This window comes from Sinomonas terricola, from assembly GCF_034931225.1.
In the GTDB taxonomy this organism is placed as follows: Bacteria; Actinomycetota; Actinomycetes; order Actinomycetales; family Micrococcaceae; genus Sinomonas; species Sinomonas terricola.
The window spans coordinates 848,131-870,426 of the sequence record NZ_JAYGGQ010000001.1 but is presented as its reverse complement, the minus strand read 5'-3'; the positions used below and the strand labels follow the sequence as shown (position 1 = coordinate 870,426).

The following is a 22,296-nucleotide window of genomic DNA, read 5'->3' as shown; positions in this document are numbered from 1 at the left end:
GGAAGGAGCTCTCTTTTGGACGTCAAATTCACCACAAAGAGCCAGGAGGCGCTCTCGGCTGCTGCCATGAATGCCTCGACGGCAGGCAATCCGCAGATCGAGCCGGCTCACCTGCTCAAGGCCCTCATGGATCAGCGCGAAGGCGTCGCGGTCGCGCTCCTCCGGGCCACCGGCGCGGATCCGGACGTCGTGAGCGTCGCCGCGAGCACCGCCATCAAGGCGCTGCCCTCGAGCTCGGGCACCACCGTGGCGCAGGCCCAGCTGAGCCGCCAGGGCCTCCAAGTCATCCACGCGGCACAGCAGGAAGCGGAGGGTCTGGGGGACAGCTTCGTCTCGACCGAGCACCTCCTGTTAGGGCTTGCGGCCGACGGCGGGGCAGCCGGCAAGGCGCTGCGGGACTCCGGGGCGTCGCTCGAGTCGCTCAAGGCGGCGCTTCCCGGCGTCCGCGGCGATCGCAAGGTCGATAGCCCCGACCCCGAGAACACGTTCCAGGCCCTCGAGAAATATGGCACCGACCTCACGGCCATCGCCCGCTCGGGCAAGCTCGATCCCGTCATTGGCCGCGACGCCGAGATCCGCCGCGTCATCCAGGTCCTCTCGCGCCGCACGAAGAACAACCCCGTGCTCATCGGGGAGCCCGGCGTCGGCAAGACAGCCGTCGTCGAGGGCCTCGCCCAGCGCGTCGTCGCGGGCGACGTGCCCGAGAGCCTGCGCGGGAAGACGCTCATCTCGCTCGACCTCGGCTCGATGGTCGCGGGCGCGAAGTACCGCGGCGAGTTCGAGGAGCGGCTCAAGGCAGTGCTTGAGGAGATCAAGGGCTCCGAGGGGCAGATCGTCACGTTCATCGACGAGCTCCACACGGTCGTCGGCGCGGGGGCCACGGGGGATTCCTCGATGGACGCCGGCAACATGCTCAAGCCCATGCTCGCGCGTGGGGAGCTGCGCCTCATCGGCGCGACGACCCTCGACGAGTACCGCGAGAACATCGAGAAGGACGCCGCCCTCGAGCGTCGCTTCCAGCAGGTCTTCGTGGGGGAGCCGAGCGTCGACGACACCATTGCGATCCTCCGTGGCCTCAAGGAGCGGTACGAGGCGCACCACAAGGTCGCCATCGCCGACTCCGCGCTCGTCGCCGCCGCGACGCTCTCGAACCGCTACATCACGGGCCGCCAGCTCCCGGACAAGGCCATCGACCTCGTGGACGAGGCCGCGTCGAGGCTCCGCATGGAGATCGACTCGGCGCCGGAGGAAATCGACCAGCTGCGCCGCGCCGTCGACCGTCTCACAATGGAGGAGCTCGCCCTCGAGGGCGAGACTGACGCCGCCTCGGTCGAGCGGCTCGAAGCGCTGCGCGAGGACATGGCGGACAAGAAGGAGCAGCTCGCGGGCCTCAATGCACGCTGGGAGGCCGAGAAGGCGGGGCTCAACCGCGTGGGCGAGCTCAAGGCCAAGCTCGACGAACTGCGCTCGCTCGCCGACAAGGCCCAGCGAGACGGCGATCTCGCGGAGGCGTCCCGCATCCTGTACGGAGAGATCCCGACGCTTGAGCGCGAACTCAAAGCGGCATCTGCCGCCGAAGAGGAGGTCGTAGGCAAGGCCACGATGGTCGCCGAGGAAGTCACCGCGGACGACATCGCCGAGGTCATCTCCGCGTGGACCGGGATCCCGGCCGGCCGCATGCTCCAGGGCGAGAGCCAGAAGCTCCTCCACATGGAGGAGGAGCTCGGCAGGCGGCTCATCGGCCAGTCCAAGGCGGTCCGGGCGGTCTCGGACGCCGTGCGCCGCGCCCGCGCGGGCATCAGCGACCCCAACCGGCCCACGGGCTCGTTCATGTTCCTCGGCCCGACCGGCGTCGGCAAGACCGAGCTCGCGAAGGCGCTCGCGGACTTCCTGTTCGACGACGAGCGCGCCATGGTGCGCATCGACATGAGCGAATACTCCGAGAAGCATGCCGTGGCCAGGCTTGTCGGCGCGCCTCCCGGGTATGTCGGCTACGAAGAGGGTGGGCAGCTCACGGAGGCCGTGCGGCGCCGCCCGTACTCGGTGATCCTCCTCGACGAGGTCGAGAAGGCGCACCCCGAGGTGTTCGACATCCTGCTCCAGGTGCTCGACGACGGCCGCCTCACCGACGGCCAGGGTCGCACCGTGGACTTCCGGAACACGATCCTGGTCCTGACCTCGAACCTCGGGAGCCAGTTCCTCGTGGATCCGGACCTGAGCCCGACGACGAAGCGAGAGGCCGTCATGGGCGTCGTGAACTCGTCCTTCAAGCCCGAGTTCCTCAACCGCCTCGACGAGGTCATCATGTTCGACGCGCTGAGCGTCGAGGAGCTCGCGCAGATCGTGCAGCTTCAGATCGACGCGCTTCAGCGGCGCCTCCACGATCGGCGCCTCACGCTCGAGGTCACCGACAGTGCACGGGCGTGGCTCGCGATGTCCGGCTACGACGCGGCGTACGGCGCGCGCCCGCTGCGGCGGCTCGTCCAGCGCGAGATCGGGGACCGGCTTGCGCGAGAGCTCCTGGCGGGCGAGATCGCGGAGGGGGACACGGTATTCGTCGACGTGGCCGACGTCTCGGTGGACCTCCAGGACCTCACCGGGGCCTCGAGCGGGGGCCTGAGCGTCACGCGGAAGCTTCCGGCAGGCCACGGGGCGTAAGGCGGGCTGCGCCGCGGTGGGGCAGCGGGAGGCCCGCGTCCTACGGGAGCAGCGACGCGCTGAGGGAATTGCCCTTCGAGCTCACCACGAAGCAGTCCACCCGCCGGTCGCCGGTGCCCCACCCGCCCTGGGTGGGGTAGCCCGTGCTCTGCTTGAGGCTGCTCGTATCCTGCGGGAGGTTGAGCTTCGTCTGGCGGCAGAGTTCGTCCGCGCGGGAGGCGAGGGCGTCCTTCCCCGGGTACGAGTCGCTCGCCGCGTACGAGGCGATCGCGACGAGCTGCGCCGAATGGGCGTCCGTGCACGAGACGACGCGATTGGCCTGGGCCTTGCTGTCGAAGTCCGCGAAGCAGTCGCCGACCTTGTACTCGGCCGAGTACGTGGTGCCTTCCGCGGCGGGCGCTGGCCCATCGTGGTTCGCCGTGAGCGAAGCGATCATCGCCCAGAAGACGAGCACGACGACGACGGCGCCCCCGGCTGCGATCACGCGGCCCCACGGCGTGTGCGGCCAGCGTGCGAGGATCCTGGTGGGCAGCGAGGCCGGCCGCCGTCGTTGGGGTGCGCGGGCCTGGCGGCGCGTGGTGGGCTGCGGTGCAACATCCGAGGGGACGTGCGAACCCTGCGCGCTCTCCATGCCGGTTCTGTGCCCTTCCGTTGTGCCAACGAGAGAGAGGGGAGCTGGGTCCCCGCATGCCAACAGCGGGCTCCTCCCGAATACGCAGGCGACCGCAATTACATGTAGTCTAGACCTACGACAAATTGATCATGACTCCGGGGCCTCGCGAGCCTGCCTTCGCGACTACCTCCGGGACGAGGCAAAAGAGGGGGTCACGCCATGGGGCGCGGCCGTCAAAAGGCTAAGGCAACCAAGCAGGCTCGGGACATCAAGTACTACAGCCCGAACACTGACTATGCGGCACTTCAGCGCGAACTGGGCGCTTCGAACAGCCACCCGCATCACGATGCGGACGACCTCGAGCCGGACTACTCCGAGTACGAGGACAAGTACGCGGATCAATTTGACGACGACGAGGACACTCGGCAGATCGGCTGACCTCCGCCCATGAGCGAGGTCACCGATCGCACGAACGATCCCGCCGTAGCGCGAGCCCACGCGGCAGCTCTCCGTTCGATCGCCCGCGAGGTGGTCGAGAACGCAGACCTTCAAGACCCTGATGAGGCGCGCGCCGGGCTGCTCGGGCTCCTGCGCGGGGGCGGCGTCATGGCCCTGACGGGCGCTGGAGTTTCGACTGCGTCCGGGATCCCCGACTATCGCGGTCCGCAGGGCTCGTGGCGCAAGCACCGGCCCATGACGTATCAGGAGTTCCGCCACGATCCGGCGGCGCGCCACCGGTACTGGGCGCGGAGCTTCGTGGGCTGGCGGCACATCGACCGGGCGCAGCCGAACCGTGCCCATCGCGTCCTCGCAGGCCTTGAGGCGGACGGCGTCGTGCTCGGCGTCGTCACGCAGAACGTCGACGGCCTGCACGCCGCCGCGGGCTCGCGCAACCTCGTCACGCTGCATGGGGACCTCGACAAGGTCCTGTGCCTCAACTGCGGCAACGTCGAGGGCCGTTCCAACCTCGACGAGCGGCTCACCCAGGCCAACCCGGGATACGCCGAGGCCGTGCGCCTCGATCCCGGGACCGTGAACCCCGACGGCGACGTCGAGCTCCCGCCCGTCTGGGTGGACCGATTCCGCATGGTGGGCTGCCTCGTGTGCGGCTCGGTCGAGCTCAAGCCCGACGTCGTGTACTTCGGCGAGAGCGTCCCCTCCGAGCGCAAGGAGCGGGCGACGGCGATGCTCGCCCAGGCGCGTGGGCTCCTCGTCCTCGGTTCGTCCCTCGCCGTCATGAGCGGCTTCCGGTTTGTGCTCGACGCGGTGCGCGAGGGCAAGCCCGTGGGGATCGTCAACGCGGGGCCGACACGCGGGGACAGCCGGGCCCATTGGAGATGGCGCACCGACGTGGGCGAGGCCCTCGAGGAACTCGCGACGGCGCTCTGAGCCGCATGGCCTCACGCGAGCTGACGGCGAGGACCCGGCAGCGTCCGACAACAACCGGGGCATCAAAATGCCCCGGCTTTCGGACTCTGCCTCGCACTTGAGCGCAGGGCGGAGTCCGAAAGCCGAGGCAGTTCGGGCTGAGAAGTCAGGCGTACGCGTTGACGAGGCGGACAGCCCCGCCGTCGACGCCCTTGGCGCCCTGCACGTAGTCGGGGTTGCCCGCGGTTCCAAATACGCCGTCGTCCGCTCCGACGGTACCCATGACCCAGGCCGGCACGCCGCGCTCGGCGAGGCGCGCGAGAGCCGCGTCGGCCGCGGAGGGCGCGACGATCGCGACCATGCCGACGCCGAGGTTGAGCGTCCTCTCAAGGTCCGCCTGCGGGACGCCTCCGAGCTCGGCGACGAGCTTGAACACCGCGGGAAGCTCCCACGTGGAGCGGTCGACGGTCGCGAGGAGGCCCTTCGGCAGGACGCGTGCGAGGTTCGCGGCGAGGCCGCCGCCCGTCACGTGGCTGAATCCACGGAGTGCGAGGTCAGCTCCGGCCGCGGAAGCCGGGTTGAGCGTGCGGACGAGGTCGAGGCAGTCGCCGGCGTAGACGCGCGTCGGCTCGAGGAGCTCCTCGCCGAGCGTGCGGCCGAGCTCGGAGACCTGGCGGTCGAGGGCCCAGCCCGCGTGGTTGATGACGCGACGCACGAGCGAATAGCCGTTCGAGTGGATGCCCGAGGACGCCATCGCGATCACGACGTCCCCCGTCCGGACCCGCTCGGGGCCGAGCAGCGCGTCCGCCTCGACGACGCCCGTCGCCGCGCCCGCAACGTCGTACTCGCTCTCGCCCAGGAGGCCCGGGTGCTCGGCGGTCTCGCCGCCAACGAGGGCCGTGCCGGCCACGGAACAGGCTGCGGCGATGCCGCGCACGATGTCCGCGATCCGCTCAGGGACGACCTTCCCGCACGCGATGTAGTCCGTCATGTAGAGCGGCTCGGCGCCGACCACGACGATGTCGTCCACGACCATGCCGACGAGGTCGAAGCCAATCGTGTCGTGCACGTCCATGGCCTGCGCGATCGCGACCTTCGTGCCCACGCCGTCCGTCGACGTCGCGAGCAGCGGGCGGCGGTACGTGAGCAGGCGGCTCACGTCGAACAGCCCGGCGAAGCCGCCGACACCGCCCAGGACCGAGGCGCTGTGGGTCGCCTTGACGGCGTCCTTCATGAGTTCGACGGCGCGGTCCCCGGCTTCGACGTCGACGCCGGCGGCGGCGTACGTAAGGGAGGGGCGGGTGGGTGAGTCGGGGCCGGTGGACTGGGTCGCTGCGGGCTGCGGCGGGAGGGCGGGGGTGGGGGCGTTCATACAGTGGCCTCGCGGTCTGCCGGGGTCAGGAGGGATTCGAGTTCGGAGCCGGGCCCGGGGTCGCAGCCCGCGGCGCCCGGGCGGACGCCGGGATCTTCGTCCTCGGCGGGTTCGGTCCGCTCGCCGTCTGGCGCGTCGTCCCGCTCGAGGAGGTTCTTGCCCAGCTTGTCCGCGCTCGGCAGGGCGATCGGGTACTTGCCCGTGAAGCACGCCGTGCAGAGCCGCTCGCGGGGCTGCTGCGTCGCCGCGATCATGCCCTCCTCGGAGATGTACCCGAGGGAGTCCGCGCCGATCGCCTGGGAGATCTCCTCGACCGTCGCGCCGTTCGCGATGAGCTCCGCGCGGGACGCGAAGTCGATGCCGTAGAAGCATGGCCACTTCACAGGCGGCGAGGAGATCTTGATGTGGACCTCTTTCGCGCCGGCCTCCCGGAGCATGCGCACGATCGCGCGCTGCGTGTTGCCCCGCACGATCGAATCGTCCACGACGACCACGCGCTTGCCGCGGATCACCGACTCGAGGGCGTTGAGCTTGAGCCGGATGCCGAGCTGGCGGAGCGTCTGGGACGGCTGGATGAACGTGCGGCCCACGTAGGAGTTCTTGACGAAGCCGTGGGCGAACGGGATCCCCGACTGCTCGGCGTATCCAACGGCGGCCGGCGTGCCGGATTCGGGGACGGGGATGACGATGTCCGCCTCATGCGTATTCTCGCGCGCGAGCTGGCGGCCCATCTCGACGCGCGATTCGTACACCGAGCGGCCCGCGATGGCCGCGTCCGGGCGGGCGAGGTAGACGTACTCGAAGACGCAGCCGGCCGGCGTCGCCGTCCCGAAGCGCTGCGAGCGCACGCCCTTCTCGTCGATCGCGATGAACTCGCCCGGCTCGATCTCGCGGATGAAGCTCGCGCCGACGGTCGCAAGCGCGGACTGCTCCGACGCGACCACCCAGCCGCGCTCGAGGCGGCCGAGGCACAGGGGCCGGATCCCGTAGGTGTCGCGCGCGGCGTAGAGCGTGCCCTCGTCCATGAAGACGAAGCAGAACCCGCCGCGGATCTTGGGGAGGAGGTCCATCGCGGTCTCCTCGAGCGTGTGGCCCCTCTCGCCCGCGAGCAGGGCCGTCACGAGCGCCGTGTCCGACGTGTTGCCCTGCTTCATCTCGCCGGTCAGGTGCCCGCCCGTGAGCTCCTCGATCATGTCGCGGAGCTCGGCCGTGTTGGTGAGGTTGCCGTTGTGCGCGAGGGCGACCGTGCCGTTGGCCGTCGCGCCGAGCGTCGGCTGGGCGTTGGCCCAGTGGCTCGCACCCGTGGTCGAGTACCGGCAGTGGCCGACGGCGATGTGCCCCGTGAGCGTGTTGAGCGTCGACTCGTCGAAGACCTGCGAGACGAGGCCCATGTCCTTGTACACGCTGATGCGCGTGCCGTCGCTCGCCGCGATGCCCGCGGACTCTTGGCCGCGGTGCTGCAGGGCATAGAGGCCGTAGTAGGTCAGCTTGGCGACTTCTTCGCCAGGTGCCCATACGCCAAAGACGCCGCAGGCGTCCTTGGGGCCTTTGTCGAGAGGGTCTAGGTCAAGTGAGAGGAGTCCGTCACCGCGTACCACTGGTCAATTGTCTCATGGCCGCGGGAGCGCCCCTCTCACGCGGCGGACGGGCCCTGCTCGCCGTCGTCGTCGGCGCGTCCCGGCCCCTCCTGAGACCCGTCCTGCGGCTCTTCGTCGGGGAGTTCTTCGACGATCGCCTTCCGCGCCCGTGCGATGCTCACGCGGTCCAGGACGAGGACGACGACGCCGCCCAGGAGCACTCCGACCGCCACGAAGATCACGAGGAAGTAGCCGAAGATCGCTGCGCGCGTGTAGCCGTCCGGAACCGTCCCGGTGTAGCCCACGATCGCGGCCGCGACTGCACCGAGCAGCGCGCCCGCGACGAGGAAGGGGACGTACTTCGGGGCACGGCGAACGGTGATGTGGCGCTGAGAAGGCATGAATCAAGCGTACCGATCTCCGCGGAGGCCGGCGTGGCCCCCGCGCCGGGAGGCGGGGACCACGCGGTCCGGGTGCGAGCCGGACGGCGGCGAATTCCACGCGCGGGGGACAATTCGCGTGACGCCGACATTGTGAACGGTAGGGGTTCCCAGACATATCGACGCCCGAAAGGGCACCTTTGCGCCATCCGAGGGGCATTTTCGCGACTCCTCGGTCTCGTAGCGGTTATCGTGGAAGTTCGGTCGGCGAACGAAGAAGGCGGCGCACCACGTCCGCTTTGCGCCGGTGAAACTCTATCCAGCGACAGACGTGGGGGATTTGTTGTGAAGGAATGGACGGAAGGCGTCCAGAGGAATTTCCTGGGGTCCAGGGGGATCGCCGAGCTCGGGGGGCTCGTCTCGCCGCTCGCGCACACCCGCTCGTTCGCTCTGCGGGTGAAATCGGTCGCAGTGGGCGGCATTTCCGTGAGCTACGTCGCCGCAAGCCCGTGTCGTCTCGGTGGCCAGGCGGTGGCGGAGTCCGCGGACAGGTCTGTTCATCTGCTCTTCCCGTTCAACACGCGGCTCGTTGTCGAGGGCCTCGTTGAGCAGGGAGTTTCCGCGGGCGGCGCCGTGGCCTTCGGGGAGGCATACCTGCCGAAAATCCGCATGGAATCGGCCGGGCGCGTGCTCGTGGTGAGCATGAAGGAAGGGGTGCGGTCAGCCGGGGTCGTCTTCTCGGCGAAGACGCCCTACCTTGTCATCCCGTCGTCGCCCAGCGTGTCGGTCGTGCGCGCGGTCGCGCAGCTCGTCTTCCGTTCCTCGGAACGGGACGCGGCGATGAGCGAGATCCTGGTGGGCGTGTGCGGCATGGTGCTGCTCGATGCCTACGTCGCCGCGGAGGCGGAGCCCAGGGATGACCAGCTCGTGGTCGGCGGGCTACGCATTATCGCCGAGGAATACCGGAAGAAGGGGTTCAAGGCGAGCGACGTCGCCGACGCCCTCGGGATTTCCCTCCGGGTCCTCCAACGCGCCTTTAGGGACCGCGGGGGTGTCACGAATGTCATTCGTGCCTACCGCACTCAAGAGGCCCTGAGGATTCTTGAATCCGAGGCCGCTAATGGGGTGCCCTTCGATGCGATTGCGCGGAAGAGCGGATTCGCCGACGGCCGGGCCATGCGCAAAGCGATAGCGGGCACCACCGGAATGCTCCCTCACGAATATCGGAAGAATTTCGGATGACACTCTGATGGCCAGCATAGAGCAGGCCCTGACCACCTCCGTGGTGGGCAGGGCCTTTCTCAGTGGTAGTGGCGAGACGCGTCTCAGTGGTCGTGCGCGCCGCCCGACGCGCTGACGTGAACCTCGTTGCCGTCCTTGTCGAAGATCTTCCCGTTCTCGATCCGGTCGCCGTCCTCGAGCGCGTCGAGGACCACGAGGGGGATCATGCGCGTCGGCGCGGCCGCGAACACCGAGGGGCTGCCCTTCGGATTGCCGCGCTTGATGACGTTGAACAGGATGTTGAGCAGGACGGCCATGAGGGCGGCCGAGCTGATGCCCGAGTCGAAGATGACCTGGACCCACGTCGGGAACTTCGAGTAGAACGTGGGGCTCACCACGGGGACCAGGCCGAACGCGATCGACGTTGCCACGATGATGAGGTTCATGCTGTCCTTGTAGTCCACCTTCGAGAGCGTCCGGATGCCGGAGGCCGCGACGGTGCCGAAAAGGACGATGCCGGCCCCGCCGAGGACGGGCATCGGGACGGCCGCGACGATGCGGCCGAGGACCGGGAGCAGGCCGAGGAGCATGAGCACCACACCGCCCGCGGCGACCGCGAAGCGGCTCTTGATGCCCGTCACGGCCACGAGGCCGACGTTCTGCGCGAACGCGCTCTGCGTGAACCCGTTGAAGACGGGCGAGATGGCCGAGGAGAGCATGTCGGCGCGAAGGCCGTTCGCGATGCGTTTCGAATCGACCTTGGCGCCCGTGACCTCGCCCACGGCCAGGATGTCCGCGGTGGTCTCGGTCAGGATGACCAGGACGACGATGACCATCGAGATGATTCCGGCCGGCTCGAACGTGGGGAGGCCGAAGTGGAATGGCTGGGGGAAGGCGAAGATCGGGCCGTTGAAGACCTGCGAGAAGTCCGCCTTGCCGAGGACCGCCGCGATGACGGTGCCGATGACGATGGAGAGGAGTATGGACAAGCGCGAGACCATGCCGCTGCCGAGCTTGCTCAGGAGCATGATGATGACGAGCGTGAGCGCGGTGAGTCCGATGTTCGCGGGATCGCCGTAGGTCGGTGCCTTCGCATTGCCGCCAAGGGACCAGCCCGCCGCGACGGGGACGAGGGAGAGCCCGATCGTCGTGATCACGACGCCCGTCACGACGGGCGGGAAGAAGTGGATGATCCGGGCGAAGAACGGCGCGATGACGAGGCCGATGAGCGAGGCGGTCATGACGGCGCCGAAGATGGCCGGGAGCCCCCCGCCGCCGTTGATGATCGCGAGCAGCGTCGCGACCGAGGCGAACGACGTGCCCTGGACGAGCGGGAGCTGCGAGCCGAACCACTTGACGCCGAGGGTCTGGAGCAGGGTCGCGAGACCGCCGATGAACAGGCAGCACGTGATGAGCAGGGCAAGATCCGGGCCCTTGACGCCGGCGGCCGAGCCGATGATGAGGGGCGGGGCGATGATGCCGCCGTACATCGTGAGCACGTGCTGGAAGCCGTACGCGAATGCGGTTGCGATGGGCAGCTTCTGGTGTTCGGGACTGGTGGCCTCCGCGCTCGTGGCGAAGGGGACGGGTGCGGGATTTCGGGTCACAGCGGACCTCCTTGTCAGCTTTGAAATCCGAGGGCGCAGCAGAAAGAGAGCGGGGGACGGTACGAAGCGGTCCCTCGCGCGGCGAATCGCCGAGGAGGCGAAAAGAGGGGCGGGACGACGGCGGGCAGGGAGTCCCGCCGTCGTCCGGAAGGGTGGGAAGAGCGCGTAACGAAACGGCGCGGCGCCGGAGCTTGGGCGCCGGGTCGGAACGCGCGATCAGCAGAAGCCGGCGATGCCGTCCCAGGAGTTCCCAGCGTCCGAGATCGTCTCGCGCTGGAAGTTCGCCTCGATGAGGCCGTACGGGCGGTCGGCCGCGAAGAAGACCTCGCCCGGGTTGTCGAGCCCGAACGGCGTCAGGTCCACGAGGAAGTGGTGGTTGTTCGGCGTCGAGAAGCGGATCTCATCGATCTCGGGATGCGCGTCGAGGACCTTCTGGGCCATCTGGAAGAGGGTCTGCTGGAGCGCGTACGAGTACTCCTCCGAGAAGCCCTCGAGCAGGAGCGCCTTGACGTCGTCGTACGCCTTGTTGAAGTCGATGGCGCCGCTCGCGATCGCCTCGTTGTTGTAGCGCCAGCGCGCCGAGACGTCCGTCGCGAGGATGCGGTCCGTGGTCTCCGCGAGGGTCGTGAAGCGATCCTTCGGGTAGCCCACGAAGCCCGACTGCGTCGACTTGAGGACCGTGAGGTCGTTGAGGCCCGAGATGACGTAGACATTGTCGCCGTCCTTCGTCACGACGGCGTTGCGGACCTCCTGGCCCTTGCGGACGAACGAGTGGTCGTGGGGCGCGCCGTGGGAGATGATGCGCTCCCACGCGTACTGCTCGGCCTCCCAGCGGCCACCCGAGACCCAGCTGAACGAGGAGGTGAAGTGGTTCGCGAGGCGGATGAGGAACTCCTCGGGCGAGCCGATGCCGTCGCGGGCGAAGCCGTAGACGGTGTTCTTCTGCGTGTCCGTCGGGACGACGTGCGAGTTGTCGCCTTCGAAGTGGGCCGCGTCGAAATCCCCGCGGAGCTGGGACGTGACGTTGAGATCCTCGATCTCGTGGCGGTCTGTGCTGCGCGTGATCTTGACGACGCGCACCTCGGCCTTGCCGTACTGGTTCTTGCCGAGAATGATCTTGCTGTTCGTGGTGGTCATGGCGGGTTAGCTCCCTCGGTACGTGGAAAAGGCGAATGGACTCAGCAGGAGCGGCACGTGGTAGTGCGCCTCGTTCTCGTTGACCGTGAAGGTCAGAGACACCTCCGGGAAGAAGGTCTCCTGCCCGATGCCGGCGAAGTAGGCGCCGGTCGCGAACTCGAGGCGGTATGCACCGCTCGGGAGCCGCTCCGGGCCGAGGTCTTTCACCCGCCCGTCGGCATCGGTGGTGCCCGTTCCAATCTGGGACCATGCCTCGCCGTCGCGGGCGTAGAGTTCGACGGCGACACCTGCCGCCGGCTTCCCGGCTGCGGTATCCAGAATGTGGGTGGTCACATGTGAGACGCTCATGCGCTCATGCTCCTCTCAAGGCAGTGCTCTGCTCGAGAAGGTTCTGCTTCAGTCGAAGCACCGCAATCTCGCGGAGCTGCTCGGCGACGACCGGCTCCTCCTCCTCGGGCGTGTGTCCCAAGCGCTCCTGGAGGGCGGAGAGCATCTCCTTGGCCGAGCGGCCGGCGGCACGGATCAGGAAGACCCGGCCGAATTTCTCTTCGTACGCCTTGTTGCCCGCGGCCAGGGCCGCGACCGTCGCCGCGTCGCGAGCATCCACACCGGACTGTTCGCTGCGGGACATCGTGGCCTCGGCCGATGCGCCGGCGGCCCGTTCGCCAATGCGGGGGTGGTGGGCGAGCGCGCCCTCCAGCTCCTCGGCGGTGAAAGGGTCGGCTGCGTTGCGCGCGGCATCGAGGAGGGCGTCCAAGCTCGCGAAGGGGCGGGCTGCGGTGATCTCCTCGATCCAACGAGGCACGTCGAGGCACGGCTTGAGAAGCTCGTGTGCCTCGGCGGCTGGGGCGGCGTTGAACTGTTCAAGCGACATGGCTTGTCTGGTCCTCAACTGCTCAATGCTGGCATCCACGGTGACGGCTATACGGAACGTCGGTTTCTGTGGTTCCGTATCGTGGAACTGTTATTTCAGCATGTGTAATTAGTGTGGTGCATCACACTGTGATTGTCAACACCCTACCGGGTGGCCTGTTTCGCGCAGGTTGCGGGGTGAGACGTGGCCAGGCGTGGGGTGAGACGTGGCCAGGCGTGGGGCGAGACGTGGCCAGGCGTGGGGCGAGACGTGGCCAGGCGTGGGGCGAGACGGCGAAGGGCCCCGAACCAGCGAAAATCCGCTGGCCGGGGCCCTCGAGGCGGGGCGGGCCCCCGCGGACACGCCTGGGTCAGACGCCCAGGCGGTCCCGCAGCGCCGCGACGTGGCCGTCTGCCTTGACGGCGTAGTCGACCGACTCGATGGAACCATCAGGCGCGACGACCGCCGTCGAACGCAGGATGCCCTCGACGACTTCTCCGTTGACGATCTTCTCGCCCCACGCGCCCCACGCCTTGGCGACGGCGGCGCCGTCGTCCGCGAGGAGCGGGAACGTGAGGCTGTAGTCGTCGGCGAACGAGGCGATGGCCTCGACCGGGTCGGGCGAGATGCCCACCACGCTCACGCCCGCGGCGTTGAGTGCGTCGAGGCTGTCGCGGAAGTCGCACGCCTCGGTCGTGCAGCCCGGCGTCGCGGCCTTCGGATAGAAGTACACGACGACGCGCCCGCCGCGATAGTCGGCGAGCGAGACGCCCTTCCCGGTCGCGTCCGGCAGCGTGAACTCAGGAGCCGGCTGTCCGGCGGCGAGCTTCGTGGTGGTTGTCATGGTTCCTCCTCCGGTAGGGGGTCAGGCCGTGCCGCGGCGGATCAGCTGGCCATGGGGCTCGCTGAAGTCCACCTCGGTGCCGCGCACAAAGGTGCGGCGCACCACGCCGGAGAGAGTCTTGCCCTGATACGGCGTGATGTGGTTCTTGTGGTACAGCTTGTCAGCGTCGACGACGAACGCGTCGTCGGCGGCGAAGATCGCGAGGTCAGCATCGTACCCGGGCGCGAGCGTGCCCTTGCGCTGCAGCCGCGCGAGCTCGGCTGGCTTGCTGCCCATCCACTCGACGACGCGCTCGAGGGGGATCCCGCGGCGGCGCGCCTCGGTCCAGATGATCGGGAGCCCGAGCTGGAGCGACGCGACGCCGCCCCACGCGACGCCGAAATCGCCGTTCTTGAGGTCCTTGAGGTCGATCGTGCTGGGGGAGTGGTCCGAGACGATGCAGTCGATCGTGCCGTCCTCGAGGCCCTTCCACAGGAGCTCGCGGTTCGACGCCTCGCGGATGGGCGGGCAGCACTTGAACGCCGTGGCGCCGTTCGGGATCTCCTCCGCGAGCAGCGTGAGGTAGTGCGGGCACGTCTCGACGGTGAGCTTGACGCCGTCGCGCTTCGCCGAGGCGATCATCGGCAGGGCGTCCGACGACGAGAGGTGCAGGATGTGGGCGCGCGCGCCCGTCCAGCGGGCCCGCTCGATGACCTCGGCGATCGCGACGTTCTCGGCGCCGCGCGGGCGCGAATGCAGGAAGCTCTCGTAGATGTCGCCCTCGGGGTTCGGCGCGCGGTCGATCGCGCGCGAATCCTCGGCGTGGACGATCATGAGCCCGTCGAACGACGCGATCTCCGCGAGGTCCTTCTCGAGCTCGTCGACTTCGAGGTGCGGGAATTCGTCGACGCCTGAATGGAGCAGGAAGCACTTGAAGCCGAACACGCCCTCGTCGTGGAGCGCGCGGAGGTCGCCCGTGTTGCCCGGGATCGCTCCGCCCCAGAACCCGACGTCGACGAACGACTGCGTCTCCGCCGACGCGCGCTTGAGCTTGAGCGCGTCGACGTTCGTGGTCGGCGGGATGCTGTTGAGCGGCATGTCGATGATCGTGGTCACGCCGCCGGCCGCGGCAGCCTTCGTCGCGGAGGCGAAGCCCTCCCACTCAGTGCGGCCAGGCTCGTTGACGTGCACGTGGCTGTCGACGAGGCCTGGGATCAGCGTCTCGTCGTCGACGAGCTCGATGACCTCGCGCCCGGACAGGTTGTTGCCGAACGGCTCGAGCGCGACGATGCGCCCGTCGATGATGCCGACCTCGCGCGGCACGATGCCCGCCGTGGTCAGGACCCGCTGCCCGCGGATGACGAGGTCGAATTCGATGTCATTCATCGCACAGACTCCTTCCTGCTCTCAGTGTCAACAATAGTGAAACCCTTGCCGATACCCTGCGTTCCCGAGTCGCGCAGTCCCTGGGCGACGAGTCGGCCGGTCTCCCGGACGAGGCGGCGTGCGTCGCGAAGGCAGACGTCGACGTCGGCCTCGAGATCGGTGAGCGCGTGGACGGCGGCGAATCCCGCCGAGGCGCGTGCGGCGCCGTCGAGCTGGCTCCGCCCGCACACCGCGACGACGGGGACGCCCGCAGCGCGGGCTTCGGCGGCCACGCCGACGGGCGCCTTGCCCGAGAGCGACTGGGCGTCGAGGCTGCCCTCGCCCGTGACGACGAGCGACGCGCCCTTGAGCTTCTCCCGCAGGCCCGTGAATTCGACGACGACGTCGATGCCGCGCCTGCGCTGCGCCCCGAGGGCGAGCGCCGCATAGCCGACGCCGCCGGCCGCGCCCGCACCAGGGGCATCCTTCGCGGCTGCTGCGCGGGGCCCGAGCGCCGCTCCGAGGACGTCGGCGAAGCGCGCGAGGGCAGCGTCGAGTTCGGCAACGTCCGACGGCGTTGCCCCCTTCTGCGGGCCGAACACGGCGGCGGCGCCACGATCACCGAGAAGGGGATTGTCGACGTCGGCCGCGAGGATGAGCGTTGCCGTATCCAAGCGAGCGTCGAGCCCGCCCAGGTCTGCCTCGGCGATGCGCGCGAGGGCCGCGCCGCCGAGCGGAAGCTCGTTCCCGGCGTCGTCCGTGAACCGCGCGCCGAGGCCCTGAAGCATTCCGGCGCCACCATCGGTGCACGCGCTCCCGCCGACGCCGAGGACGATCTCGCGCGCGCCGGCGTCGAACGCGGCGCGGATGAGCTGGCCCGTGCCGAGGCTTGTGGCGTTCCGGGCATGTTTGACGCCTCCGGGGAGGACGTCGAGGCCGGAGGCCGCGGCCATTTCGACGACGGCGCGGCGCCGGCCCCCAGCAGCGGAGACATCGAGCGCGAACTCGGCCGTGAGCGGCTCGCCTGTGGGGCCCGAGACGGCCGCTCGGCGCGGGGAGAACCCCGCGCCGAGCGCTGCACTCACGGTGCCCTCGCCGCCGTCGGCCACTGGGACCAGCACGAGCTTCGCCTCCGGGAGCACCTCGAGGATGCCCTCCGCGAGCGCCTCTGCGACCTCGGGCGCGGTGAGCGTGCCCTTGAACTTGTCCGGGGCGAGGACGATTTTCACGCCTGTCCCGTCCTAGTCGAGCAGTGCGACGATCGCGGTCGGGGCGTCCTCGCGGCGCTCCGCGAGGTCCTCGAACTCCACGACATTGTCCAGCTCCGTGCCCATCGCGATGTTCGTGACGCGCTCGAGGATGGCCTCGACGACCACCGGCACCTTGTACTCCGCCATGAGGGCGCGGGCCTTCTCGAAGGCCGGGGCCAGATCCTCCGGGTGCTCGACGCGGATCGCCTTGCAGCCGAGGCCCTCGGCCACCTTGACGTGGTCCACGCCGTAGCCCTGGGCGCGCTCCGAGCCGGTCGCGTTGACGTTCTCGAACGCGAGGGAGACGTGGTAGTCCATCTCGAAGCCGCGCTGCGACTGGCGGATGAGGCCGAGGTACGAGTTGTTCACCACGACGTGGATGTACGGCAGCTGGAACTGCGCGCCCACGGCGAGCTCCTCGATCATGAACTGGAAGTCGTAGTCGCCCGAGAGTGCTACAACGGTCTCGCCCGGCTTGCCGCGCACGACGCCGAGCGCCGCGGGGCCAGTCCAGCCCAGCGGACCCGCCTGGCCGGCGTTGATCCACTTGCGGGGTCCGAACACGTGCAGCAGCTGCGCGCCGGCGATCTGGGAGAGGCCGATCGTCGTCACATACGTGGTCTCGGGACCGAACGCCCTGTTCATCTCCTCGTACACGCGGAACGGCTTCATGGGCACGTTGTCGTAGTGCGTCTTGCGCTGCATGCGGCCGCGCTTCTCCTGCGCCGCCGCGGCCCACGTCGAGTAGTCCGGCAGGGTTCCGGCGGCCTGGCGCTCGCGGGCCACTTCGAGGAGTGCCTCGAGGGCGAGGCCCGCGTCCGAGACGATGCCGAAGTCGGGCGAGAACACGCGGCCGATCTGCGTCGGCTCGATGTCGATGTGGACGAACTTCCGGCCCTCGGTGTACTTCTCGATCGAGCCCGTGTGGCGGTTGGCCCACCGGTTGCCGATGCCGATCACGAAGTCCGATTCGAGGAACGTCGCGTTGCCGTACTTGTGGCTCGTCTGGAGGCCGACCATGCCGGCCATGAGACGGTGGTCGTCCGGGATCGCGCCCCAGCCCATGAGCGTCGGGACCACGGGCACGTCGAGGATCTCGGCGAGCTCGACGAGCTTGTCCGATGCGTCCGCGTTGATGATGCCGCCGCCGGCCACGATGAGGGGGCGCTGAGCGGCCGTGAGCATGTCGAGCGCCTTCTCGGCCTGCTTGCGCGTGGCGCGCGGCTTCTCGACCGGGAGCGGCTCGTAGGCGTCGATGTCGAACTCGATCTGCGCCATCTGCACGTCGAACGGCAGGTCGAGCAGCACGGGGCCGGGGCGGCCCGTGCGCATGAGCTGGAACGCCTTCTGTACCGCGCCGGGCACCTGGCCGGGCTCGAGGATGGTCATCGCCATCTTCGTGAGCGGCTTCGCGATCGACTCGATGTCAACGGCCTGGAAGTCTTCCTTGTGCAGCTTCGCGACGGGCGCCTGGCCCGTGAAGCACAGCATCGGGATGGAGTCGGCCTGGGCTGCGTAGAGACCCGTGATCATGTCGGTGCCCGCGGGGCCGGACGTGCCGAGGCAGATGCCGATGTTGCCGGCCTTCGCCCGCGAGTAGCCGTCGGCCATGTGCGAGGCGCCCTCGACATGGCGTGCGAGGGTGTGGCGGATGCCGCCGTGGGCGCGCATCGCGGAGTACATTGGGTTGATCGCGGCGCCGGGCAGGCCGAAGGCCTCGGTCGCGCCCTCCTTCTCGAGGATGGCCACGATCGCGTCGACAGTGCGCATCTTTGCCATTGTCGGTGCTCCTTAGTTCTTGCCGGAGAGTAGGTCTTTGCCGGAAAGCTCGGCGGTTAGCTTGAACAGGCCCGAGTGGTCGAGCCCGCCGTCGCCGCGCGCGACGAGGGCCGAGACGAGCTGGGCGACCGCCGCGCCGAGCGGGACGACGACGCCGGCCTCGCGGGCTGCGGACGTCACGATGCCGAGGTCCTTGTTGTGGAGGGCGAGGCGGAAGCCGGGGTCGAAGTTGCGATCGAGCATCTTCTGGCCCTTCTGGTCGAGGACCTTCGAGCCCGCGAGCCCGCCGCCGAGGACCTTGAGGGCCGCGTCGGTGTCGACGCTGTAGGCCTCGAGGAAGACGATGGCCTCGGAGAGCGCCTGGATGTTGACGGCGACGATGAGCTGGTTCGCGGCCTTGACGGTTTGGCCCGAGCCGGACGGGCCGACGTGGACGATGGTCTTGCCGACGGCGTTGAGAACCGGCTGGGCCGCCTCGAAGTCCTCGGCCGAGCCGCCGACCATGATCGAGAGGACGGCGTCGATCGCGCCCTGCTCGCCGCCCGAGACCGGGGCGTCGAGCGGGCGGATGCCGGCCTCGCGCGCGTCCGAAGCGAGGCGGGCGGCGACGTCGGGGCGGATCGAGGACGCGTCGATCCAGAGCGCGCCCTGCTTTGCGTTCGCGAACACGCCGTCAGGTCCGCTCACGACGGCCTCGACGTCGGGCGAGTCCGGCACCATGGTGATGACGACGTCGGCGTCCTTGACCGCCTCGGCAACGCTCGAGGCGCCCTGGCCGCCCTCGCCGACGAGCTTGGCGATCTTGTCCTCGCTCCGGTTGTAGCCGGTGACCTGGTGCCCGGCCTTGACGAGGTTGACGGCCATGGGAAGGCCCATGATGCCGAGGCCGATGACTGCGATGCGGCTCTTGTTCTCTGAATTGCTCATTGGTTTCTCCTGGGAAATCTGTGGGGTGGGAGTTCAGGCGGTGGCGAGATCAGTTGGCGATCGGCCGGATCGCCCACGTGAAGGCTTCGGCCGCGGGCGCCTTGTACTCGAGGCCGACGTAGCCGGTGTAGCCGAGCTCGCGCGAGCGGGCGATCCACTCGCCGAGCGGGAGCTCGCCCGTGCCGGGGGCGCCGCGGCCCGGGTTGTCCGCGATCTGGATGTGGCCGAAGTCCTTGGCATGCTGCTCGATGACGGCGGGGACGTCGTCGCCGTTGACCGCGAGGTGGTAGAAGTCGGCGAGGAGCTTGACGTTGTCGACGCCCGCCTCCTGCGTCTTCGCGATGACCGCCAGCGCGTCGGCAGCGGTCTTGAGCGGGTAGGCGGGGGTGCCCGAGACCGGCTCGAGGAGCACCGTGCCGCCGATCTCGGCGATGCCCTTCGCGGCCGCGACGAGGTTCTCGACCGCGAGCTCGTCCTGCGCCTCGGGAGTGGAACTCTCGAGGCGGTTGCCGTAGAGGGCGTTGAAGGCCTTCGTGCCGAGGCGCTCGCCGATCGCGGCGACGACGGCGATGTTGGCCTTGAATTCGCTCTCGCGACCGACCCACGAGACGAGGCCGCGGTCGCCCGCCGGCATGTCTCCTGCGAAGAAGTTGAGGCCGCTCAGCTGCACGCCCGCGTTCTTGATCGCGGACACAAAGGCGTCGATCTCCTTGTCAGCGGGGACGGCCTCGGCGAAGGGCCACCAGAACTCGACGGCGTCGAAGCCCGCAGCCTTTGCAGCAGCGGGCCGCTCGTGCAGGGGGAGCTCAGTGAGGAGGATGGAGCAGTTCACCGTGTACGTCATTGTCGGGGGCCTCTCTTCGCTTTCGTCGTCTTTCACATTGCGGAAGAAGATTTTCTCTTGATGAAAGTGTAGGCCTCGGGTGTGATGGGGTCAACCCGGTATACCGCGTTGATCTCCTCATCGCCAGCCCCCCTTGTGACGGCGGCGCCGGGGAGATGGGCGCAGAAACTGGGGCGGTGTGAGCTGAAGCGGTGGCGGCCGGCAGGGGTGGCCGGGGACATTGGTCACTGGCGTGTCTTGCCGGTTCCGACCACAATCAATGCATGGCCAGCTACGTTGGCGCCGAGCGCGCCTCAAGTACTGACCCGCGGGACTGGGGGCGAGCCTTGGCTGTTGCTCTCGAGCGGCTGCTTGAGGCCGCTCGTCTCGACGGGCACTACGCACAACATGAGCACCTCTGCGGTGTCGACCTTGTCCTCCGGATCGAGGAGGACGGCGACGGCGCGAAGGTGGCCGTCCGCTGGGTCCCGGAAGGGAACGGCGACCTCGACGGCGAGAAGCTCGCCAGCTGAGCTTCACCGCTCGCGATGATGGCTTCCTGGCGTGATGTCTCCGCGCCCCGAAGGATCCACTGCCCGAACTCTTGTCACTGTCGCTGACCTGATGGAACGGTGGGCTGCATGGGACGGCTTGTCGTGCAGGAAATAGTCACCGCCGACGGCTTCGCTGCGGATTACGACGGCAACTTCACGTTCACGCAGAAGCTCGAAGGCCCCGTCGAGGCCTGGGACCGCCACCAGTTCGAGTGGCTCGACGGCGTGAGTGCGATGGCACTCGGCGCCCGCACCTATGAGATCTTCCAAGGCTTCTGGCCCACGCCCGCCTCCGCGGGCGAGATCATCGCGGACAAGCTCAACGCCCTCGACCGCTACGTCTTCTCGACGACGCTGCGCGAGGCGCCATGGGGCTCCCATGGCGAGTGCCGCATCGAATCGGGCGACGCAGCCGAGGCGATCCAGCGCATCAAGCGCGAGGCGAGCGGCGCCGTCGTCGTCTGGGGGAGCCTGACGCTCGCTGCGTCTCTCTTCGCGGCCGGAGAGGTCGATGAGCTGCGGCTCCTCGTGACGCCCGTGGTGATCGGTGCGGGGCGGGGCTTCCTCCCCGAGCGCCCGCAGCGGCTTGCGCTGACCGGCACCACAACGTTCGACGGCGGCATGGTCGAGTTGGTCTACGACGTCGAGAACGCCTGATGGCCACCGAGGACGACGTCCGGGCACTGTGCCTCGCGCTGCCCGGGGTCACCGAGAGGCCCAGCGGGAAGCAGCCCGCCTGGTTCGGGAAGACGATCTTTGCCAGGATCTGGGAACCCGGCGTCGTGACGCTCAAGAGCGAGGAACGCGAGGCGCTCGCCAGAACAGACCCCGAAACGTTCTTCTGGACGCCGCATCACGACCGCCCGCCCGCCAACCTCGTCCTGATTCGGCTCGCGCGGATTGGACGCGACGAGCTCGCGGAGATGATCGGGGAGTCGTATCGGATTGCCGGAGGGCCGGGTAAGCCAGTTTGAGAGTGGGGTGGCTGAGAAGAAAGCGGCGGAAGGTTCGGGTAGCGGGATTCAGCCAACCCGGTGGGTACGACGGCGCGGGGCGGCTCAGTGCCAGTCCTGCCCCGCGCCGTCGTGCTTGGGGGACCCGCCGAAACGGGTGCGCCGGCTATCCCGGCAGAGGCGCGCCCGTGAGGCGGACCTGGCGGTTGACGTCCTTGTAGAGGAGGTAGCGGAACTCGCCGGGACCGCCCGCGTAGCAGGCCTGCGGGCAGAATGCGCGGAGCCACATGAAGTCGCCGGCCTCGACCTCGACCCAGTCGTTGTTGAGGAGGTACATGGCCTTGCCCTCGAGGACGTAGAGGCCGTGCTCCATGACGTGGGTCTCGGGGAACGGGATGACGCCGCCGGGCTGGAACGTCACGATGTTCACGTGCATGTCGTGGGCGAGGTCGTCGGGGTCCACGAAGCGGGTCGTCTTCCACACGCCGTTGACGTTCGGCATCTCGCGCGGCGCAACCTCGGCGTCGCTCGTCACGAACGATTTCGCCTCGTAGCCTTCGAGCCGCTCATAGGCCTTGCGGATCCAGTGGAACGAGACGACGTCGTCCGAGACGTTCTCAAGGCCCCACGCGTCGCCCGCCGCGAGGTAGGCGTAGCCGCCCTCCTCAAGCTCGTGGACCTCGCCGCCGAGCGTGAGGTTGACCTTGCCCTTCGTCACGAAGACCACGCCCTCGACGCCCGCCTCGAACTCGGCCTTCGGGGCCGCGCCGCCCGGGCCGATCTCGACGATGAGCTGCGAGAACGTCGTCGCGAAGCCCGAGATGGGACGCGCGATGATCCACGCCCGCGTGTTCGAGAAGCCCGGGAGGTTGCTCGTGACGATGTCCGTGAGCACGCCCTTCGGGATGACCGTGTAGGCCTCCTTCACGATTGCGCGCTCGGTGGTCAGGTGGGTCTGCGGCGGCAGGCCGCCCTCGGGGGAGTAGTACTTGCCCATAGTCAGTCCTTACTTCGGGTGAGGTTGAATCGACGTCGA

22 protein-coding genes are annotated in these 22,296 nt (G+C 68.7%); 7 read left to right on the top strand and 15 right to left on the bottom strand.

What is annotated here, in order from left to right; translation table 11 throughout:
* Window positions 1-15 precede the first annotated feature (15 nt).
* Window positions 16-2,658, top strand: a complete 2,643-nt coding sequence (gene clpB, locus SPF06_RS04230) for an ATP-dependent chaperone ClpB (protein WP_323277668.1) — start codon at window positions 16-18, stop codon at window positions 2,656-2,658.
* Between the two features lie 40 nt (window positions 2,659-2,698).
* Here clpB and SPF06_RS04225 read toward each other — a convergent pair whose 3' ends face one another.
* Window positions 2,699-3,289 (bottom strand): septum formation family protein, encoded by a 591-nt coding sequence (locus SPF06_RS04225; protein WP_323277667.1) that lies wholly within the window; start codon window positions 3,287-3,289, stop codon window positions 2,699-2,701.
* Window positions 3,290-3,490: 201 nt separating this feature from the next.
* On the opposite strand from SPF06_RS04225, the gene SPF06_RS04220 reads away from it, so the two are divergent.
* Together SPF06_RS04220 and SPF06_RS04215 are read left to right on the top strand one after the other, a co-directional pair.
* On the top strand, window positions 3,491-3,709 hold the full coding sequence (locus tag SPF06_RS04220; RefSeq protein ID WP_323277666.1) for a DUF3073 domain-containing protein: 219 nt from the start codon (window positions 3,491-3,493) through the stop codon (window positions 3,707-3,709).
* A 9-nt stretch (window positions 3,710-3,718) separates the two neighbouring features.
* Complete coding sequence (locus SPF06_RS04215; RefSeq protein ID WP_323277665.1) at window positions 3,719-4,660, top strand: Sir2 family NAD-dependent protein deacetylase; 942 nt, start codon at window positions 3,719-3,721, stop codon at window positions 4,658-4,660.
* Between the two features lie 145 nt (window positions 4,661-4,805).
* Here SPF06_RS04215 and purM read toward each other — a convergent pair whose 3' ends face one another.
* Genes purM through SPF06_RS04200 form a run of 3 tightly spaced genes read right to left on the bottom strand, consistent with a single transcriptional unit; the run spans window position 4,806 to window position 7,989 of the window.
* Window positions 4,806-6,011, bottom strand: a complete 1,206-nt coding sequence (gene purM, locus SPF06_RS04210) for a phosphoribosylformylglycinamidine cyclo-ligase (protein ID WP_323277664.1) — start codon at window positions 6,009-6,011, stop codon at window positions 4,806-4,808.
* Entirely contained in the window at window positions 6,008-7,609 is a 1,602-nt protein-coding gene (gene purF, locus SPF06_RS04205; protein ID WP_323277663.1) for an amidophosphoribosyltransferase, read from the bottom strand. The genes purM and purF overlap by 4 nt, the downstream gene beginning before the upstream one ends.
* A 35-nt stretch (window positions 7,610-7,644) precedes the next feature.
* Window positions 7,645-7,989: a hypothetical protein gene (locus SPF06_RS04200; protein WP_323277662.1), complete on the bottom strand. Its 345-nt coding sequence runs from the start codon at window positions 7,987-7,989 to the stop codon at window positions 7,645-7,647.
* 324 nt (window positions 7,990-8,313) lie between these two features.
* Between SPF06_RS04200 and SPF06_RS04195 the strand changes: the two genes are divergently transcribed.
* The gene (locus SPF06_RS04195; RefSeq protein WP_323277661.1) at window positions 8,314-9,210 is read left to right on the top strand and encodes a helix-turn-helix domain-containing protein; all 897 of its coding nucleotides are present in this window, start codon (window positions 8,314-8,316) and stop codon (window positions 9,208-9,210) included.
* Window positions 9,211-9,293: 83 nt separating this feature from the next.
* Here SPF06_RS04195 and SPF06_RS04190 read toward each other — a convergent pair whose 3' ends face one another.
* The 10 genes from SPF06_RS04190 to SPF06_RS04145 form a co-directional block, all read right to left on the bottom strand.
* Window positions 9,294-10,796: a nucleobase:cation symporter-2 family protein gene (locus SPF06_RS04190; RefSeq protein WP_323277660.1), complete on the bottom strand. Its 1,503-nt coding sequence runs from the start codon at window positions 10,794-10,796 to the stop codon at window positions 9,294-9,296.
* 216 nt (window positions 10,797-11,012) lie between these two features.
* Window positions 11,013-11,933 (bottom strand): factor-independent urate hydroxylase, encoded by a 921-nt coding sequence (pucL, locus tag SPF06_RS04185; protein ID WP_323277659.1) that lies wholly within the window; start codon window positions 11,931-11,933, stop codon window positions 11,013-11,015.
* Between the two features lie 6 nt (window positions 11,934-11,939).
* Window positions 11,940-12,281 (bottom strand): hydroxyisourate hydrolase, encoded by a 342-nt coding sequence (gene uraH, locus SPF06_RS04180; RefSeq protein WP_323277658.1) that lies wholly within the window; start codon window positions 12,279-12,281, stop codon window positions 11,940-11,942.
* Between the two features lie 4 nt (window positions 12,282-12,285).
* A complete protein-coding gene (gene uraD, locus SPF06_RS04175) occupies window positions 12,286-12,825 on the bottom strand; it encodes a 2-oxo-4-hydroxy-4-carboxy-5-ureidoimidazoline decarboxylase (RefSeq protein ID WP_323277795.1) in 540 nt (179 codons plus the stop codon).
* 331 nt (window positions 12,826-13,156) lie between these two features.
* The gene (gene bcp, locus SPF06_RS04170) at window positions 13,157-13,630 is read right to left on the bottom strand and encodes a thioredoxin-dependent thiol peroxidase (RefSeq protein ID WP_323277657.1); all 474 of its coding nucleotides are present in this window, start codon (window positions 13,628-13,630) and stop codon (window positions 13,157-13,159) included.
* Window positions 13,631-13,651: 21 nt separating this feature from the next.
* Entirely contained in the window at window positions 13,652-14,995 is a 1,344-nt protein-coding gene (allB, locus tag SPF06_RS04165) for an allantoinase AllB (RefSeq protein ID WP_323277655.1), read from the bottom strand.
* Window positions 14,992-16,203, bottom strand: coding sequence for a glycerate kinase (locus tag SPF06_RS04160; protein ID WP_323277654.1), 1,212 nt, complete (start codon window positions 16,201-16,203; stop codon window positions 14,992-14,994). The genes allB and SPF06_RS04160 overlap by 4 nt, the downstream gene beginning before the upstream one ends.
* A 12-nt stretch (window positions 16,204-16,215) precedes the next feature.
* Complete coding sequence (gcl, locus tag SPF06_RS04155) at window positions 16,216-18,003, bottom strand: glyoxylate carboligase (RefSeq protein WP_323277653.1); 1,788 nt, start codon at window positions 18,001-18,003, stop codon at window positions 16,216-16,218.
* Window positions 18,004-18,015: 12 nt separating this feature from the next.
* On the bottom strand, window positions 18,016-18,948 hold the full coding sequence (locus SPF06_RS04150; protein ID WP_323277794.1) for a 2-hydroxy-3-oxopropionate reductase: 933 nt from the start codon (window positions 18,946-18,948) through the stop codon (window positions 18,016-18,018).
* Window positions 18,949-18,979: 31 nt separating this feature from the next.
* Complete coding sequence (locus SPF06_RS04145) at window positions 18,980-19,774, bottom strand: hydroxypyruvate isomerase family protein (protein WP_323277652.1); 795 nt, start codon at window positions 19,772-19,774, stop codon at window positions 18,980-18,982.
* Window positions 19,775-20,037: 263 nt separating this feature from the next.
* Between SPF06_RS04145 and SPF06_RS04140 the strand changes: the two genes are divergently transcribed.
* The 3 genes from SPF06_RS04140 (at window position 20,038) to SPF06_RS04130 (ending at window position 21,281) form a co-directional block, all read left to right on the top strand.
* Window positions 20,038-20,286, top strand: coding sequence for a hypothetical protein (locus SPF06_RS04140; RefSeq protein ID WP_323277651.1), 249 nt, complete (start codon window positions 20,038-20,040; stop codon window positions 20,284-20,286).
* A gap of 108 nt (window positions 20,287-20,394) precedes the next feature.
* Window positions 20,395-20,964, top strand: a complete 570-nt coding sequence (locus SPF06_RS04135; RefSeq protein WP_323277650.1) for a dihydrofolate reductase family protein — start codon at window positions 20,395-20,397, stop codon at window positions 20,962-20,964.
* Window positions 20,964-21,281, top strand: coding sequence for an MmcQ/YjbR family DNA-binding protein (locus SPF06_RS04130; RefSeq protein WP_323277649.1), 318 nt, complete (start codon window positions 20,964-20,966; stop codon window positions 21,279-21,281). The genes SPF06_RS04135 and SPF06_RS04130 overlap by 1 nt, the downstream gene beginning before the upstream one ends.
* Before the next feature lie 145 nt (window positions 21,282-21,426).
* On the opposite strand, the gene SPF06_RS04125 is transcribed toward SPF06_RS04130, so the two are convergent.
* Window positions 21,427-22,257, bottom strand: coding sequence for a bifunctional allantoicase/(S)-ureidoglycine aminohydrolase (locus tag SPF06_RS04125; protein ID WP_323277648.1), 831 nt, complete (start codon window positions 22,255-22,257; stop codon window positions 21,427-21,429).
* Between the last annotated feature and the right edge of the window lie 39 nt (window positions 22,258-22,296).

Bases quoted from the DNA above. Each gene is read 5' to 3' on its own strand.
- SPF06_RS04225 (WP_323277667.1), bottom strand. From the start codon at position 3,289: ATGGAGAGCGCGCAGGGTTCGCACGTCCCCTCGGATGTTGCACCGCAG.
- SPF06_RS04220 (WP_323277666.1), top strand. From the start codon at position 3,491: ATGGGGCGCGGCCGTCAAAAGGCTAAGGCAACCAAGCAGGCTCGGGAC.
- SPF06_RS04215 (WP_323277665.1), top strand. From the start codon at position 3,719: ATGAGCGAGGTCACCGATCGCACGAACGATCCCGCCGTAGCGCGAGCC.
- purM (WP_323277664.1), bottom strand. From the start codon at position 6,011: ATGAACGCCCCCACCCCCGCCCTCCCGCCGCAGCCCGCAGCGACCCAG.
- SPF06_RS04200 (WP_323277662.1), bottom strand. From the start codon at position 7,989: ATGCCTTCTCAGCGCCACATCACCGTTCGCCGTGCCCCGAAGTACGTC.
- pucL (WP_323277659.1), bottom strand. From the start codon at position 11,933: ATGACCACCACGAACAGCAAGATCATTCTCGGCAAGAACCAGTACGGC.
- uraH (WP_323277658.1), bottom strand. From the start codon at position 12,281: ATGAGCGTCTCACATGTGACCACCCACATTCTGGATACCGCAGCCGGG.
- bcp (WP_323277657.1), bottom strand. From the start codon at position 13,630: ATGACAACCACCACGAAGCTCGCCGCCGGACAGCCGGCTCCTGAGTTC.
- allB (WP_323277655.1), bottom strand. From the start codon at position 14,995: ATGAATGACATCGAATTCGACCTCGTCATCCGCGGGCAGCGGGTCCTG.
- gcl (WP_323277653.1), bottom strand. From the start codon at position 18,003: ATGGCAAAGATGCGCACTGTCGACGCGATCGTGGCCATCCTCGAGAAG.
- SPF06_RS04145 (WP_323277652.1), bottom strand. From the start codon at position 19,774: ATGACGTACACGGTGAACTGCTCCATCCTCCTCACTGAGCTCCCCCTG.
- SPF06_RS04140 (WP_323277651.1), top strand. From the start codon at position 20,038: ATGGCCAGCTACGTTGGCGCCGAGCGCGCCTCAAGTACTGACCCGCGG.
- SPF06_RS04135 (WP_323277650.1), top strand. From the start codon at position 20,395: ATGGGACGGCTTGTCGTGCAGGAAATAGTCACCGCCGACGGCTTCGCT.
- SPF06_RS04130 (WP_323277649.1), top strand. From the start codon at position 20,964: ATGGCCACCGAGGACGACGTCCGGGCACTGTGCCTCGCGCTGCCCGGG.
- SPF06_RS04125 (WP_323277648.1), bottom strand. From the start codon at position 22,257: ATGGGCAAGTACTACTCCCCCGAGGGCGGCCTGCCGCCGCAGACCCAC.